This is a genomic window from Parazoarcus communis SWub3 = DSM 12120, from assembly GCF_003226565.1.
Lineage (GTDB): Bacteria > Pseudomonadota > Gammaproteobacteria > Burkholderiales > Rhodocyclaceae > Parazoarcus > Parazoarcus communis.
The window spans coordinates 14,330-31,238 of the sequence record NZ_QKOE01000013.1; the positions used below are offsets into that span (position 1 = coordinate 14,330).

Genomic DNA, 16,909 nt, shown 5'->3' on the forward strand with positions numbered 1-16,909 from the left:
AACGCCGCAAACGACCGGACGTCGTCGATGCCACCGCCGCCATCCGCACGAGGAACACGGGGTGAGCGCCGCGGCGACATTGCCACTGGATGTCCATCCGATCAACGGCGCGCGCGACGGCCGCAGTTCGGTCAGCCACCGCCTGCTGGGCGTCTGCCTCGGCCTTTCGCTGCTGTTGCATGGCGTACTGCTGAGCCTTCAGGTCCGCGCCCCCGAGATGCCACCCGCCAAGGACCCGGGCCTTGAAGTCGTGCTGGTCAACGCCCGCCACGCCCGCGCGCCTCAGGACGCTCAGGTACTGGCCCAGGCCAGTCTGGAAGGAGGTGGCAGCAGCGAGCAGAAGGTGCGCCCCAGCTCGCCACTCCCTCCACAGGAAGCCAGCAAGCAAGGCAACGCACTGGTCGAAGCACGGCGTCGGCAGCCACAAGAGGTCCAGCGCCCGAAACAACAGGTGCTCACCCAGCCGAAGTCGACCGCCACCGTTGCCAGCGAACCGCCGCAACCCGATGCGCCGGAGACCCCGCCAACGAACAGCACCAGTGGCCTGGATCTGCTCGACAGCGCAGTCGCCATCGCGCGCGTCGAGGCCCAGATCGACCGCAACCTGAAGGACTACGCCGAGCGCCCGCGCAAGCAGTTCATCGGGGCCCGGGCCCGTGAGTACCGCTTTGCACAGTATGTCGAGGACTGGCGCCTGAAGATCGAGCGCATCGGCACCCTCAACTACCCCGAAGCGGCGCGCGGCCGGCTTTACGGCAGCCTGCTGCTGTCAGTCACGATACGGGCCGATGGCTCGGTTGAACGCGTCGCGGTACATCGCAGCTCCGGACACGACATCCTGGATGCCGCCGCGGTGAGGATCGTCGAAATGGCCGCGCCTTACGCACCCTTTCCGCCCGACATCCGGCGTGACACTGACGTCATCGAAATCACCCGTACCTGGTCTTTCACCAATCAGGACCAAGTGCAGGCCAACTGAACCGGAGCCCCACCGATGGATCGCTACGCCGTGATCGGAAACCCGATCGCCCATAGCAAGTCACCCCGCATACATGCCGCCTTTGCCCGTCAGACCGGGCAAACCCTCGAGTATTCGACCCTGCTCGCGCCACTGGAGGGCTTTGTTACGGCAGTGGAGAACTTCCGCTCAGCCGGCGGCCGGGGGCTGAATGTCACTGTGCCGTTCAAGCTCGAAGCCTTTGCGCTTGCCAGCCAGCGCAGCCCCCGCGCCGAGGCTGCAGGCGCCGTCAACACCCTGACTTTCAGAGCGGACGGCATTCACGGCGACAACACGGATGGCGCAGGGCTGGTCCGCGACCTGACCGCCAACCTCGGTTGTACTCTGGCCGGCCGTCGCGTCCTGCTGCTGGGCGCGGGCGGGGCTGCACGAGGAGCCCTGCTACCCTTGCTGCAGGCCGCGCCATCCAGCCTGACCCTGGCCAACCGTTCCGCCGACAAAGCGGTCGCGCTGGCCGAGTCATTCCGCCCCTCGGCTAACGGGACAATGCTTTCTGCAGGAGGATTTCCCGACCTCGCAGGCCAGCAGTTCGACATTGTCATCAATGCCACCGCCGCCAGCCTGTCATCCGAAGCGCCTGCACTGCCAACCGGCCTCTATGCCCCTGGCGCACTGGCCTACGACATGATGTACGGCAAGGGCGACACGGCCTACTTGGCTAGGGCCCGGGCAGAAGGTGTCACCCATCTGGCTGATGGCCTCGGCATGCTGGTGGAGCAAGCCGCAGAAAGTTTCCTGCTGTGGCGAGGTGTGCGCCCGAATACCGGGCCGGTGCTGGCCGATCTGCGCCGCGAACTGTCCGCTGCATGAAGAAGACCGCGCGTTGGCTGTGGCGGGCACTGCTGGCCCTCATCGCGCTGATCCTGCTATGGCAGCTCTGGCTGCTCGCCCACGTCCTGTGGTGGAAGCAATTCGATCCTGGCAGCACCAGCTTCATGCGCCTTCGCCTGGCCGAGATGCGGGAACAGGACCCGAGGGCCGAGCTACGCTATCACTGGGTTCCTTACGAGCAGATCTCGATCCACCTCAAACGTGCGGTGGTGGCCGCCGAGGACGACCGCTTCGTCGACCATGACGGCTTCGACTGGATCGGCATCCAGCGTGCGCTGGAAAAGAATGAACGTCGTGGCCGGGCTGTGGCTGGCGGCTCGACGATCAGCCAGCAATTGGCAAAGAATCTCTTCCTCTCGCCCTCGCGCAGTTATCTGCGCAAGGTGCAGGAGGCGGTCATCACGGTCATGATCGAGACGCTGTGGAGCAAACGCCGCATCCTTGAGGTTTACCTGAACGTCGTCGAGTGGGGCAATGGCGTCTTTGGTGCCGAAGCCGCAGCCCAACGCTACTACCGCCTGTCCGCCGACCGCCTGGGCCCCGGAGAAAGCGCCCGACTCGCCGTCATGCTGCCGAATCCGCGTCGCTACGAACGCAGTTTTGGCCCGCAGCTCTCCGCCCACGCGGATCGCATACGGGCGCGCATGATCCACTCTCAGGTGCCCTGAATGCCTGCCAAACGCCGTCTATTTCTCATCCGGTAACCGTTTCGGGGTCGCACGGGCGCAGGCAAGCCCGTAGAATTCGGCCTTGCCCATCACCTCAGCGACGGCAGGCGAAATGACCCAGGAAGAGGAGCTCCACCCCGACGACGTCCAGCAGCACCTGCGCGAAGTGCAGGAGCTGCTCGCACGCCAGAAAGTCGTGGAAGACCTCGTCCACCGCCAGGACATGCCCCGTCACGAGCTGGTCGAGAACCTGGTGCACAAGCAGCACGAAGCCGCACTGCGCACCAAGCTCGACACCCTGCACCCTGCCGACATCGGCTTCATCCTTGAAGCCCTGCCGCGGGAAGAGCGTCTCTACGTGTGGGATCTGGTCAAGGCCGAGCGTGACGGCGAGATCCTGCTCGAGGTCTCCGATGCGGTGCGCGAATCGCTGATCGAGACCATGGAGCCGCACGAGCTGAAGGCCGCTGCGGAAACCCTGGACGCCGACGAACTCGCCGACCTCGCACCCGATCTGCCACCCGAAGTCATCCAGGACGTTTTCCAGTCGCTCGACAGCGAGGGCCGCGAGCAACTGCGCGCGGCGATGTCCTATCCCGAGGACTCGGTCGGTGCTCTGATGGACTTCGACATGGTGACGGTGCGCGAGGACGTCACCCTTGAGGTCGTGCTGCGCTATCTGCGCCGCTTCGAGGAACTGCCGGACCACACCGACAAGCTCTTCGTGATCGATCGCAACGATCACCTGATGGGCATCCTGTCCTTCGAAGCCTTGCTGATCAACGATCCCGACATGAGCGTGGCCGAGGTCATGCGCAAGGAGCCAGTGATCAGTTTCGAGCCGGACGACCCGGCAGACGACGCGGCCCAGGCTTTCGAACGCTACGATCTCGTTTCGGCCCCGGTCATCGATCGCGAGAAGCGCGTCATTGGCCGCCTGACCGTGGCAGATGTGGTGGACTTCATCCGCGAGGAATCCGAAGCCGAGATCCTCAGCCATGCCGGTCTGCGCGAGGAAGAAGACATCTTCGCCTCGGTATGGGATTCGGTGAAGAACCGCTGGGCCTGGTTGGCAGTGAACCTGGTCACGGCCTTCATTGCGTCACGGGTGATCGGAGCCTTCGAAGGCTCGATCGAAAAGCTGGTCGCACTCGCCGCACTGATGCCCATCGTCGCCGGCATCGGCGGCAATTCGGGCAACCAGACCATCACCATGATCGTGCGTGCCATCGCCATGGGTCAGGTCGAACAGAGCGCCATGCAACGCCTGCTGAAGAAGGAACTCGGCGTTGCCCTGTTCAACGGTGTGGTGTGGGGCGGCCTGCTCGGCGTACTGGCCTGGTGGCTGTATGACAGTGCCTCGCTGGGCGCGGTGATGACCGCCGCGATGACGCTCAACCTGCTGCTCGCCGCCTGCGCCGGCGTGCTGATCCCGATGCTGCGTCAGCGCCTCGGCGCCGACCCCGCAATCGGTGGCTCGGTGATGATTACCGCACTGACCGACTCCGGCGGCTTCTTCATTTTCCTCGGGCTGGCGACGCTGTTCCTGCTCTGAGCGCCACCACGCCGGCCTCACCGGCGTGGCAACCCACAGCCTCAGCCCAGCGCGGCAAACACCTTGCGCGCCGCGGCGATCGTCGCCTCGATGTCAGCCTCGCCATGCGCCGCCGATACAAAACCCGCCTCGAATGCCGAGGGTGCAAAATAATGCCCCGCATCCAGCATGGCATGAAAGAAGCGGTTGAAGGCCTCACGATCGGACGCCATCACATCGGCAAAGGATGCAGGCACGGCGGCGCTGAAATACACACCGAACATGCCACCGACGGCATCGGCGCTGAAGCCGACACCCGCATCATCAGCCGCCACCTTCAAGCCATCTACAAGCTGTGCGGTACGCGCCGCCAGCCGGTCGTAGAATCCGACCTCGCGGGTCAACTGCAGGGACACTTTGCCGGCAGCCACTGCCACCGGGCTGCCCGACAAGGTGCCGGCCTGGTAAACAGTACCCAGTGGAGCGATCTTTTCCATGATGTCGCGACGGCCGCCAAATGCCCCCACCGGCATGCCACCACCAATCACCTTGCCCAGCGTGGTCAAGTCGGGCGTGATCCCGTACAAGCCCTGCACACCACGCGGACCAACGCGAAAACCCGTCATCACCTCATCGAAGATCAACACGGTGCCGTACTGGGTACACAGCCGGCGCAAGCCCTCCAGGAATCCGGCACGCGGCTTGATCAGGTTCATGTTGCCGGCGATCGGCTCGACGATGATGGCCGCGATCTGGTCCCCACGCGCCTTGAACACTGCCTCAACCTGATCGAGGTCGTTGAAATCGAGCACGATGGTGTGCTTGGCGAAATCTTCCGGCACCCCACCGGAAGACGGATTGCCGAAAGTCAGCAACCCGGAACCCGCCTTCACCAACAGGCTGTCAGCATGACCGTGGTAACAGCCTTCGAACTTGATGATCGCATCACGCCCGGTAAAGCCACGGGCGAGCCGGATCGCACTCATCGTCGCCTCGGTACCGGAGCTGACCAGACGTACCATCTCGAGCGACGGCAACATCTCGCACAACAACTCCGCCATCTCGACCTCGCCTTCGGTCGGTGCGCCAAAGGACAGACCTTTCAGCGCGGCCTCTCGCACCGCCTCGACAATGGCCGGGTGAGCGTGCCCGGTGATCGCAGGCCCCCACGAGCCGACGTAATCGATATAGGCCTTGCCATCAGCGTCCCACACTCGCGCCCCTTCGGCACGATCGATGAAGCGCGGCGTGCCACCCACCGAGCGAAAGGCGCGAACCGGAGAATTGACGCCACCAGGAATGGTCTGTTGGGCGCGTTCGAAAAGTGCTGCGTTACGACTGGTCATGGCGGGATGTTCGGGCTGTTCGTCAAAACGGGATTGTCACCCGAGCATGACAGACCGGTCCACCCACACAACACTCAATCCTGGCTGGCAGGCCACAACGCAGCATAGGCCGCAGCACGCGCCGCCGGGTTGGCGGCACCAAATAGATCGGTGATCACCGCCAGCAGGTCGGCCCCTGCGTCAATCAGCGTGGGGGCATTGTCCACCGTGATGCCACCAATCGCGGCCACCCGCACCCCCAGTTCCCGCCTTGCGCGCGTGATCAAGTCCAGCGGGGCGCGGGCGGCAAGCGGCTTGGTCGGAGACGCGAACATCGCGCCAAAGGCAACGTAATCCACCCCCGCCTCGGCCCCCGCCTGCGCACGCGCCCACTCGCCGTAACACGACACCCCAAGGATGTAGCCTGCCCCCAACCGCCTGCGAGCCAGCGCAGGATCGCCATCGTCGCGCCCGAGGTGTACGCCGTCGGCCCCAATCTCCAGTGCAAGCGGCAGATCGTCGTTGATCACCAGCGGCACGCCCGCCCGACGGCAGGCCGCGAGCAAGGCCTGGGCCTGCACCCGACGCAACTCGGGCGTCGCAGTCTTGTTTCGATATTGCAGCAGCGCAGGACGTGCACACAGCACTGTCTCCACCTGCGTCAACAAGCGTACGGTATCGGGCTCGTCCGGCGTCACCGCATAGACACCGCGCAAGGTGCGCTCAATCATCCACGGCTCCTTTGCCCCGCGCCCAGAAGAAGCGGTCGGGCACGGCCCTGCCCATGCCCGGCAGATAGGCATGACGCAGCGCCTGCTGGGCAAACTCCTGCGCCTCACGCACTGCCTCCGGCAACGCCATGCCATGCGCCAGCGCCGCAGCCGCGGCAGCGGCGATCGTCGCACCCGCACCAACGAAACGTCCGGGCAGTCGCTCCCAGGCATCGGTGCGCACGACACCAGAAGCATCGACCAGTACGTTGATCACCTGCGGCCCATGATCTCCACCCCCAGTCAGCAACACGTATTCCACTCCGATCTCGAGCAGCCGGGCGACAGCCTCTTCCGCACTCAGTGCCGGCGCCTCGTCGTCGTCGAGTCCGGCCAGACGCAGCACCTCATGGCGGCTGGCGACCAGCAGGGTAGTCTGCGAAAGGATCAATTCGGTCAGCACCGCAGCCATGTCTTCATCAACACCCACACCGGTGTACAGCGCAGGCTCCACCACCAGCGGCACGCCGGGATAATCGGACAGCACCTCGGCGATGGCCACCAGATTGTCCACGCTACCGCCATAGCCGAGCTTGAAGGCGTGAACAGGGATGTCCTCGAGCACGGTACGCAACTGCGCCACCAGAATATCGGTATCGAGCGGCTCGCACTCTTCGATGCCACGGGTATCCCGCACCACCGAGGCGGTCTGCACCGGCAAGGGATGACAGCCCATGCTCGCCAGAGTCAGGATGTCCGAGGGTAAACCTCCGCCCGCGGTCGCATCGCTGGCAGAGAGGCAGAGCACAGCAGGAGGCAGGTCGGGTATATCGACAGGCATGATGTCCACAGCCGCGCCCGTCTGGCGCAGCGAAGTAAATACAGTTAGATTTGATGCATTTTACTGCGTTTCAGCGAAGCCTCCCGATGTCCGACGCCCCATTCAAGACCTATATGTGCCTCATCTGCGGCTTTATCTACGACGAGGCCGCCGGCCTGCCCACCGAGGGCATCGCACCCGGAACCCGATGGGAAGACGTCCCTCCGAACTGGACGTGTCCCGAATGCGAAGCCCGCAAGGAAGACTTCGAGATGATCGAAATATGACAAGCGTTGTGTTCGACCACGTCTTTTGGAGTATCCTTGGGAATAAATCGAAATCGACTCGTGCCCGAGGCAGTGCCGCCCCGGGACGACGTCACAGAGGACACACTGCATGGACCTGACCGGACTCAAGGTGATGGTCATCGACGACAGCAACACCATTCGTCGTAGCGCCGAGATCTTTCTCAGCCAGGCCGGCTGCCAGGTGCTGCTGGCCGAAGACGGATTCGACGCGCTGGCCAAGATCACCGACCACCACCCGGACGTCATTTTTGTCGATATCATGATGCCCCGACTGGACGGCTATCAGACCTGCGCCCTGATCAAGAAGAACCCCCGCCTGTCGGCGACGCCGGTCATCATGCTGTCGTCCAAGGACGGCCTGTTCGACCGTGCCCGTGGTCGCATGGTGGGCTCCGACGAATACCTCACCAAGCCGTTCACCAAGGACAGCCTGATCAAGGCGGTTGCCGCCCACACCGGCGAACGCTCCCGTTGAACCTCAACTATCGCCACCCTCTCCGATGCCGATCAAGAAGATACTCGTAGTCGACGATTCGCCGACCGAACGCCTGGCACTCACAGAAGTGCTGGTCAAACACGGTTATCAGGTGACCACCGCCGAAAGCGGCGAGGAAGCCATCAACAAAAGCCGCAGCGAGCTGCCCGACCTCATCCTGATGGATGTCGTCATGCCCGGCATGAACGGCTACCAGGCGACGCGGACCATCTCCCGCGATGAAGCCACCCGCAATATCCCCATCATCATGTGCACCAGCAAGGGACTCGAGACCGACAAGATCTGGGGCATGCGCCAGGGCGCATTCGATTACATGGTCAAACCGGTGGACCACGAGGCCTTGCTGGCCCGGATCAAGAGCATCGACTGAACATCATGTCCAGACGAATCAGCCTGCGTGAATTCCAGGAAAATCTTGCCCGTCGGCTGGCCGAGGCGAAAACCGGCGAACGACGTGGCCTTCTGGGCATCCAGGCAGGCAGTGAGAACTGGCTGCTCGACCTTGCAGAAACCGGTGAGATACTGACACCGCCGGCATTGGCCGCAGTACCGCTGACGCGGGACTGGTATCGTGGCCTGGCCAATGTCCGCGGCACCCTTTATGGCGTCGTCGACTTCTCGCGCTTTCACCACGGCGCACCCACCCCTGCTGTTGGCAGTGCCCGACTGCTGTTGATCGGCGCACGACTCGGCGTACATAGCGCCCTGCTGGTCACGCGCGTGCTTGGCCTGCGCAGCCGGGAAGACTTCGAGCCCGACAGCGGACTGGCTGACGAGCGCCCCTGGGTCCGCGAACGTGTCCGCGACATGCAGGACCACCCCTGGCTGAGGCTCGATACCTCGCGCCTGCTTGCACACAGTGCATTTCTCGACGCTGGAACGGACTAATCCGCACCGGCCCACATCCATTCACTCGACCACTCATAGCGGCGGAGCACGGCAAATGGCATTCAAGCTCTCCTTTGGCAAGGAAAAGACCACGGAGCGCGAAGCAGCGTCCGACACCACGATCATGGAGAACCACAGTCCCTCCAAGCCGACGAGCAGCAAGCCGCCATCGCCCCGCAGCGAGCGCTCCCTGAATGAGCGTGTCCGCAATCTCGGCCTGCTGTTCGGTGTCATGGTGCTCGCCACCGTCGGCCTGGTCATCTATCAGACGCAGCAAACCGGCAACGCGACCCGCCAGGTTGCAGCTGCAGGGGAGATGCAGACCCTGTCGCAACAGATTGCCAAGGCAGCACAGCTGGCACTGCAAGGCAATCCGACCGCATTCAAGGAGCTGCGCCAGGGCAGCGAGCGCTTCTCCGCACTGGCGCAGGCACTGGACCAGGGCGGCACCCCCGATGGCGACACCCTGCCCGCAGCCTCGACCAACGCCCGTCCGCAACTCGAACGCGTCATCGCCAGCTGGCGCAAGATGGAACAGGACACCCAACAGCTGACCCGGCAGGAGCAGATCCTGCTGACGCTCAACGCCTCGGTCACCACCATCAACAAGGACAATGCCGACCTGCTCGACCTCAGTGAGCAGATCGCTGCCCTGCGACTTCAGGGCGGTGCTGCCGCACGCGACGTCGTCACCGCAAACCGCGTGGTGATGCTGACCCAACGCATCGCCAAGAACGTCAACGCCCTGCTCGTTGCCGACACCATCGACCCGGAAGTCGCCTTCCTTCTCGGCAAGGACACCAACAACTTCCGCGAACAGCTGACTGCTCTCGAGCAGATGGGTGGCGATGCGGAAACCCGTAACAGCGTGAAGGCACTGGCCACCGCTGCTCAACCGACACTCGACGCGGTATCCAACATCCTTGGCAACATCCAGTTGCTGGTGCAGGCCAAACAGGCTGGCAACCGACTGTTCAACGACTCTGCAGCGCTGCTTACCCAAGCCGGCGACCTGGGCGAGGCTTTCAACAGCACCGTGCGCGGCTTCAACCCGGTTTCCGCCCTGATTGCGCTGACCGCGCTGGCCGCACTGGCCGCGCTGGGTGCGATGGCAAAGATCTACAACGACGACCTTTCTCAACGCCAGGCTGACGCGGAACGTCAGCGACTGAGTGCGGAAAATGATCGTAATCTCACGCAGCAGGCCATCCTGCGTCTGATGAACGAAATGGGCGACCTGGCCGACGGCGACCTGACCATCCGTGCCACCGTCTCCGAAGACATTACCGGCGCGATTGCCGACTCGGTCAATTACACCATCGAAGAACTGTCGGTGCTGGTCCGCCGCATCAACGACGCTGCCATCCGTGTTACTGCAGCCACCCAGGCCGCACAACGAACCTCGAACGAGCTGCTTGACGCGACCGAACGCCAGACCCGCGAGATTGAGGATGTCGGCAGCACCGTGCAACGCATGGCGCAATCGATGACCGAGTCGTCAGCACGCGCCTTCGAATCCGCACAGGTTGCACGGCGCTCTCTCGAATCCGCCCGGAAAGGTGCTGACGCGGTGGAAAACACCATTCGCGGCATGAACGCGATTCGCGAGAAGATCCAGGAGACCTCCAAGCGCATCAAGCGTCTGGGCGAATCGTCGCAGGAGATCGGTGAAATCGTGGAGCTGATTTCCGACATTACCGAACAAACCAACGTCCTCGCCCTCAATGCAGCCATTCAGGCTGCATCCGCAGGTGAGGCAGGACGCGGCTTCACCGTGGTGGCAGAAGAAGTGCAGCGCCTGGCCGAACGCTCGGCCGAAGCGACCAAGCAGATCACCGCAATCGTGAAGACCATTCAGACTGACACCCAGGACGCGGTTGGCGCAATGGAAAACGCCACCCGCGACGTGGTCGAAGGCGCCCAACTGTCCGACGCTGCCGGCCAGGCACTGGCCGAGATTGGTCAGGTATCGACTGACGCGGCACTGCGTATTGAGCAGATTTCAACCGACACCCAGAATCAGGCTGAAACCGCCGGGCGGGTCGCGGAAACCATGAAGGACATCCTGGCCATTACCGAGCAGACGACACGTGGCACCAAACAGACCGCCGTGTCGATCGGTCAGCTCGCTGACCTCGCCGTCGAACTCAAGGGCTCGGTATCGGGCTTCAAGGTCTAAACTAGAGTAACGCTCCATGACGCAAGCCAAGGAACTGGACCTGGGGCCACTGACCTGGGTCAAGAGCGAGATCGATCTCGCGCTCGCGCGGGCCGCCGAAAGCCTGGAGGCTGCTGCGCAGGCCGAAGACGGACCCGCACGCGTCCAGTTCGCGCAGACCCATCTCCATCAGGTCCGCGGCGCACTGTCGATCGTCGGCCTGGACGGCCTGACCCAGTTCGCGACCTCGGTGGACCAGTTCCTCGGCGCGATGACGCAGGGCGAGATTACGGCGACGCCAGCACATCTGGAACTGGGACGGCGAGCACTGGCCACCATTTCCAACTACCTGGAAGAGCTCTCTCACGGTTCCAGCGATCAGCCCTTGCGGCTCTTTCCGCTTTACCGCGAAATCGCGCTCGTCCACGGCAAGGATGCCCCCTCTCCTGCCGACCTGTTCTTTCCGGACATGGGCGTGCGGTCCCCTCGTCCATCCACCGATCCCCAAACCCTGCCCGCCGACATCCGCCAGGAACGTGTCCGCAGTGCCAGAGCCCGTTTCCAGCGCGGCTTGCTGGAGTGGATGAAGCAACCCGATTCCCCGTCGGGTATCGGACACATCACCGAAGCGCTCCGCACCCTCGAATCGGTCGAGATCAGTCCGCCACTGCGCGCACTCTGGTGGGCCGGCCAGGCACTGGCTGACACCCTGTCCCAGCAAGGCAGTCAAGGCCTGACCACTGGCCGCCGTCTGCTCTCCCAACTGGAAGCGCTACTACGACGCCTGGTCAACGGCCCACAGGCCGTGCCCGAACGTCTGCTGCGAGAGTTGCTCTACCATGTCGCGGCAGCGCCACAGCGCACCCCGCTGCAACAGGCCGTCACACAAGCCTGGTCACTCACCGACCTGCTGCCGGAAGCCGGCTCACGGGTCAGTGAGCTTCCGCTGGCGCCGTTACTGCAGGATTTGCGCAGCCGGCTGGCACAGATCAAGCTCGACTGGGACGACTTCAGCAACGGCACGGCCGCAGCGCTGCCGCGCTTCGAACAGCAGGTCGATGAATTTGCTACCGTAGCGAATCGCCTTGGCCACCCCGCGTTTGATCGACTGGTGTGTGGCATACGCGATTTCAGTCACTGGCTGCGCAAGGACCCCCTGCAGCTCAGGGAAACCCTCGCCATCGAACTCGCGACTGCACTGCTGCTGGCAGAAACGTCACTCGAACGCGGCTCGCCAGACAGCAGCTTTGCTGTACAGGTCAATGACACCCTGGCACGTCTGGACGCCCTTCAACGTGGCGAGACCCCCGCGTCACCCGACCAGTCGCCAGGACTGGAAGCCGCTCGCCGGGCCCAGGAGAAAGAAGCCCTGTCGCAACTGGCCCGCGAAATCCTCAGCAGCCTGGCTAACATCGAACAGGCACTCGACGACTTCTTCCGCGACGAACAGAAGCGGGCTCCGTTAGCACAGCTGTCAGCCCCCTTGCACCAGATAGAAGGCGCACTGACCCTTCTTGGCGAAACGGATGCCATCACGGTCGTCCATGAAGCCGAAGCCCTTATTGGCCGGTATGCGGCCGGCGAGAACCCCAGCGACGCATCCGAGTTCGAATCGCTCGCTCATAGACTGTCGGCGCTGGGTTTCTTCATCCAGTCGCTTCAGCACAGCCGGGTACCCTTGTCCAACTTCCTGTATCCCGAACAGCGCGGGCACGCCGAGGCCGCCCCCCTGGCCGAAATCACTACGGCACCGGCGGATTCGTTTGAAGCTGCTGCACCACAGGAAACGGTCACCGAGAATCTTGCACCGGAGATCGATGCCGTCATCGACGAGTCGTCTCCCCCCATTGCTGCAACCGAACTCACGGCAGAAGCCACCTCCGAGGTCGCTGAGCCGGCGCCCGCAGCGCAGCCCGTACCAACCGCACCACCGCCGCCCGTCAGTAACGAAGAGATCGATGCCGAATTGCTGTGCATCTTCATCGAGGAAGCCCACGAAGTGCTTGGCACCGTCGGTGAGCAACTCGAACTCTCGCGTACGGAACCCGCAAACCGCGAATACCTCACCGCCATCCGGCGCGGCTTCCATACCCTCAAGGGCAGCGGCCGCATGGTGGGCCTGCGCGATTTCGGTGAAGCCGCCTGGGGGCTGGAGCAGACCCTGAACCGCTGGCTGCAGCTCGAATGGTATGCAACGCCTGCCCTCCATCACCTGATCGACGACGCTCACCAACAGTTCTCGGACTGGGTTCAGCAACTCGAACATGGCGGACCGCAGGCACGTGACGTCGCCACCCTGCTTGCCGAAGCCGACCGACTTCGTAGTGGCGATGCGCCCGTCCAGGTGCCGGCAACGATCAGCCGTACCCCAGAGCCGGAGCGCGGGGACGAATCGATCGAGCCCATGGACGAAGGCGTCGTCACCGTCCTTGGCTTCGACGACCTTACGCTGTCGGACAGTGGCGAGATCCTGCCCTTCATGGCGCAACCGTCGGGCGAGCCGGATTTCCTGCCCGAGGAGACCTCGCTCGACGAACCCGCGTTGTTTGCCGAGACAGACGATCTCGAAGCCGAAGCCCTCAACCCTGCGGATGTGGTTACGAGCCTCGATCTCAGCGAGCTGCTGACCGCGGATGAGACAGGGACCCTGCCCCCCAGCGGTACCGACGAGCCGTCCTTGCCCTCTTCCAGCAACGAGGCCGAAACCGAGGCCGACCTTGCGCCCATCAACCTTGGCCCATTGCTCGATTCGATCGACTTCGACTTGTCGAGTGAGGAGGATCTCGAATCCGCGGTCGACGAGCATCTGGTCGAGCCTGTCGAAATTGCCGACAGCGGGATCGAAGCCTCACCAACCGGGTGGGTTGAAGGCGCAGACGAATACACCCCGGAACTGCCGGATCTGGAATCGTTCGAAGGCCTCGATGTGGATGAGGCGCCTATCGTCCCGTCCGGAGCCGAACTGCCCGTCCTGTCCGGCCCCGAAGACACGGACCTTGCCCTGCCGCCAGCCGCAGACGCCCACGCAGACGCCCAGATGGAGGCGCAGGACGACATCTGGGAGCTCGCAGACGAGACCGTAGCGCTCGACGACAGCACGGCAATCCCGGTGCCCGACAAGTCCGAGCAGGAGATTTCCGCGCCGTATCCGGAGCCCGGCGTCGCGGACCATGCCGAGCCATTGACGGCCACGCCGATCGACAGCACGCCAATCGAAGCCTTGGTCGAAGCGACTATCGAAGGACCCGGGGCCTCCGAAACGATCACCGACGGGGTCATCGACGGTGTACCCCCCACGCTGGGCGCCACCACGGCAGAAGAGACCGTTGCAGAAACAGACACGGTGCTCGAACCAGATGTTGCCGACACCACGCGATCCGAGACCGACGCTCTGCCCTCCCCGGCCAGCGGCGACTTCGTCACGATCGGCATGGTCGAGGTCTCTCGTCCGCTTTACGATCTCTACATGGTCGAGGCCCGGCACCATATCGCCACGCTGCACCAGGACCTGCGCCGCCTGACCACCAATCCGACCCTGCAGCTGCCTGAAACCTCACTCCGTGCCGCGCACACCTTCGCCGGCATCTCGGGCACCTCACGGCTGGCTCCGCTGCAGAACCTGGCGCGTGCGCTCGAACAAGCCATCCAGCGCCTGCGCGATCAAGGCCAGTCTCCCGCCACAGAGGAACTCGCGCTGTTCGGCTCCAGTGTCGATGCCCTGGAAGCCATGCTCGCCGAGGTCGGCAATCGCAGCATGCCACTGCCGACACCAGAACTCGTCGAACAGCTCGACGCCGTCGGTCGCGCACATCTGGAACCGCTGGCGGCGACCGATGCCCCGACCATCCCGAGTCCAGCAGTAGCAAGCACTCAAGAAGTCGAGGAAACTCACGGCTCGCTGCGCATCAACGACGAAATTGATGAGCAGTTGTTGCCGATCTTCCTCGATGAAGCCGGTGAGCTGATCAGTGATCTCCACGCCAGCCTGCGCAGTTGGCAAACCGAGCCGACTACGGAGCAGTCCAAGAGCGTGGCCCGACTGCTGCACACGCTCAAGGGCAGTGCCCGCATGACGGGTGCGATGACACTTGGCGAACACATCCACCAGCTCGAATCGCGGCTTGAAGCCGCGCTGCGCACCGATCAGGATATCCCTGCGCTGATCGACGAACTGACCGGCGGGCTCGACCTGACCGAACAGATGATCGATGCGCTGGCCGGCGGCGGCGCCGTACCCGGTCAGCCGCTGGAACAGGCCGAAACGGCAGGCCCCACCGACGACACCGTCCCGACCGAAGGTGAGTCCGGTACGGCTGCCGGTACGCTGCGCGTACGTGCCGAACTGGTCGACCGATTCGTCAATGAAGCCGGCGAGATCGGCGTCGCACGTACACGTATCGAAGGCGAACTGCGCAACCTGCGCCGCTCGATGCTCGACCTGACCGAAAACGTCATCCGCCTGCGCAACCAGTTGCGCGAAGTCGAGCTGCAGGCCGATGTGCAGATGCAGTCACGCATCGCCCAGGCTGAATCCCATCACACGTCCTTCGACCCGCTGGAGATGGATCGCTATACCCGGTTGCAGGAACTGACCCGGATGATGGCCGAGAGTGTCAACGACGTGACCACCGTCCAGCAAAGCCTGCTCAAGAATCTCGATGGCGCCGATCTGGCAATTCATAGCCAGGCGCGGCTGTCACGAGAACTGCAGCAAGCGCTGATGCGGGTGCGGATGGTGCCCTTTGACAGCCTGGCCGACCGGCTTTATCGCATTGTCCGCAAAGGCGCCAAGGAACTCGGCAAACGTGCCAACCTCGACCTGCGCGGCGGACGCATCGAAGTCGACCGCAGCATGCTGGAACATATGGTTGCACCGCTCGAGCATCTGCTGCGTAACTCGCTCGCACACGGCATCGAGGCACCCGCCGAACGCAAGGCGGCGGGCAAGCCGGAGATCGGTCAGATCACACTCACCGTGCGCCAGGAAGGCAATGAAATCTCGCTTGAGCTCGCCGATGATGGCGCTGGCCTCAACTTTGAACGCATCGCCGCACGGGCGCGTGAGAATGGACTGCTGGGCGCTGACGAAGCCACCGATGAGCGCCGTCTGACCAACCTGATCTTCGTCCCCGGCTTCTCCACTGCAGGAGCATTGTCGGCGGTCTCGGGGCGCGGCGTCGGCATGGACGTGGTCAAATCCGAAACTGCGGCAGTCGGTGGCCGTATCGATGTGGGCAGCACCCCTGGCAACGGCACGGTGTTCCGCATCTACCTGCCATTGACGCTGGCCGTCACCCAGGCACTGCTGATCCGTGCCGGCGGCCGCCACTACGCCATTCCGTCCAGCATGGTCGCGCAGGTCATGGAGCTCAAGGCCGACGCCCTCGAGCAACTGCGCCGTGATGGCGGCACCGAGTGGCTGGGTCAGCACTACGCTTACCGCTACTTGCCGCGGCTGCTCGGCGACCGCAACAGCCAACCCGAAATCCAGCGCTACAACTGGGTACTGTTGCTGCGCGCCGGGGCACAGACCCTGGCACTGCATGTCGACGCCTTGCGTGGCAACCAGGAAATCATTGTCAAGAATGCGGGTCCGCAACTGACCCGCATCGTCGGCATGTCCGGCGCCACGGTGCTGGGCGACGGCGAGATCGTGCTGATCCTCAACCCCGTCGCGCTGGCCAGCCGCAGCCTCGCGGCACACGAAGTGGATACGATGGAGGCTGGCGGCGTTGCTGCATCCGCCGTCGAGGACAAGCTTGCTCATCTACCGGTCGTGATGGTGGTGGACGATTCGCTGACCGTCCGCAAGATCACCAGCCGCCTGCTCGAGCGTGAAGGTTACCGGGTGATCACGGCCAAGGACGGCGTAGACGCACTGGAAGCGCTGGTCGAAACCACGCCTGACGTGATCCTGTCCGACATCGAAATGCCGCGCATGGACGGCTTCGACCTGGTTCGCAACATCCGCGCCGACGCGCGCACACATGACATCCCGGTCATCATGATCACCTCGCGTCTGGCCGACAAGCATCGTAGCTATGCGATGGAAATCGGTGCCAACCACTATCTCGGCAAACCCTACCAGGAAGAAGAGCTGCTTGCCCTGATTGGCGGCTACACCGGGCGGACCTGACGCAGTCCGCGGTACCT

Annotated in this window: 13 protein-coding genes; 10 read left to right on the forward strand and 3 right to left on the reverse strand. The window is 63.7% G+C overall.

The annotated features are described in order from the left end of the window. The first annotated feature begins 61 nt into the window (after window positions 1-61). From DNK49_RS16055 to mgtE, 4 genes are all read left to right on the forward strand, one after another. Window positions 62-979, forward strand: a complete 918-nt coding sequence (locus DNK49_RS16055; RefSeq protein ID WP_424445240.1) for an energy transducer TonB — start codon at window positions 62-64, stop codon at window positions 977-979. Between the two features lie 15 nt (window positions 980-994). Next, the gene (gene aroE, locus DNK49_RS16060; RefSeq protein WP_110526746.1) at window positions 995-1,828 is read left to right on the forward strand and encodes a shikimate dehydrogenase; all 834 of its coding nucleotides are present in this window, start codon (window positions 995-997) and stop codon (window positions 1,826-1,828) included. Further along, a complete protein-coding gene (gene mtgA / locus DNK49_RS16065; protein WP_110526748.1) occupies window positions 1,825-2,517 on the forward strand; it encodes a monofunctional biosynthetic peptidoglycan transglycosylase in 693 nt (230 codons plus the stop codon). Before aroE ends, mtgA begins: the two co-directional genes overlap by 4 nt. A gap of 112 nt (window positions 2,518-2,629) precedes the next feature. Continuing rightward, on the forward strand, window positions 2,630-4,072 hold the full coding sequence (mgtE, locus tag DNK49_RS16070) for a magnesium transporter (protein WP_110526750.1): 1,443 nt from the start codon (window positions 2,630-2,632) through the stop codon (window positions 4,070-4,072). 41 nt (window positions 4,073-4,113) lie between these two features. Here mgtE and hemL read toward each other — a convergent pair whose 3' ends face one another. The 3 genes from hemL to thiD all read right to left on the reverse strand — a co-directional run bounded on the left by hemL (window position 4,114) and on the right by thiD (window position 6,927). After that, complete coding sequence (hemL, locus tag DNK49_RS16075) at window positions 4,114-5,397, reverse strand: glutamate-1-semialdehyde 2,1-aminomutase (protein WP_110526752.1); 1,284 nt, start codon at window positions 5,395-5,397, stop codon at window positions 4,114-4,116. A 74-nt stretch (window positions 5,398-5,471) separates the two neighbouring features. Further along, window positions 5,472-6,107 carry a thiamine phosphate synthase gene (gene thiE / locus DNK49_RS16080; protein WP_110526755.1) on the reverse strand — a complete coding sequence of 212 codons (636 nt, stop codon included), beginning with the start codon at window positions 6,105-6,107 and terminating at the stop codon, window positions 5,472-5,474. Continuing rightward, the gene (gene thiD, locus DNK49_RS16085) at window positions 6,100-6,927 is read right to left on the reverse strand and encodes a bifunctional hydroxymethylpyrimidine kinase/phosphomethylpyrimidine kinase (RefSeq protein ID WP_110526756.1); all 828 of its coding nucleotides are present in this window, start codon (window positions 6,925-6,927) and stop codon (window positions 6,100-6,102) included. The genes thiE and thiD overlap by 8 nt, the downstream gene beginning before the upstream one ends. Window positions 6,928-7,040: 113 nt before the next feature. On the opposite strand from thiD, the gene DNK49_RS16090 reads away from it, so the two are divergent. The 6 genes from DNK49_RS16090 (at window position 7,041) to DNK49_RS16115 (ending at window position 16,892) form a co-directional block, all read left to right on the forward strand. After that, window positions 7,041-7,193 carry a rubredoxin gene (locus DNK49_RS16090; protein WP_110526936.1) on the forward strand — a complete coding sequence of 51 codons (153 nt, stop codon included), beginning with the start codon at window positions 7,041-7,043 and terminating at the stop codon, window positions 7,191-7,193. A 109-nt stretch (window positions 7,194-7,302) separates the two neighbouring features. After that, on the forward strand, window positions 7,303-7,689 hold the full coding sequence (gene pilG, locus DNK49_RS16095; RefSeq protein ID WP_110526758.1) for a twitching motility response regulator PilG: 387 nt from the start codon (window positions 7,303-7,305) through the stop codon (window positions 7,687-7,689). Window positions 7,690-7,714: 25 nt separating this feature from the next. After that, a complete protein-coding gene (locus DNK49_RS16100; protein WP_110526760.1) occupies window positions 7,715-8,080 on the forward strand; it encodes a response regulator in 366 nt (121 codons plus the stop codon). Between the two features lie 5 nt (window positions 8,081-8,085). Continuing rightward, a complete protein-coding gene (locus tag DNK49_RS16105) occupies window positions 8,086-8,598 on the forward strand; it encodes a chemotaxis protein CheW (protein ID WP_110526762.1) in 513 nt (170 codons plus the stop codon). Window positions 8,599-8,653: 55 nt separating this feature from the next. After that, window positions 8,654-10,777, forward strand: a complete 2,124-nt coding sequence (locus tag DNK49_RS16110) for a methyl-accepting chemotaxis protein (protein ID WP_110526764.1) — start codon at window positions 8,654-8,656, stop codon at window positions 10,775-10,777. A 16-nt stretch (window positions 10,778-10,793) separates the two neighbouring features. Then, window positions 10,794-16,892 (forward strand): hybrid sensor histidine kinase/response regulator, encoded by a 6,099-nt coding sequence (locus DNK49_RS16115; RefSeq protein ID WP_110526766.1) that lies wholly within the window; start codon window positions 10,794-10,796, stop codon window positions 16,890-16,892. Window positions 16,893-16,909 lie beyond the last annotated feature (17 nt).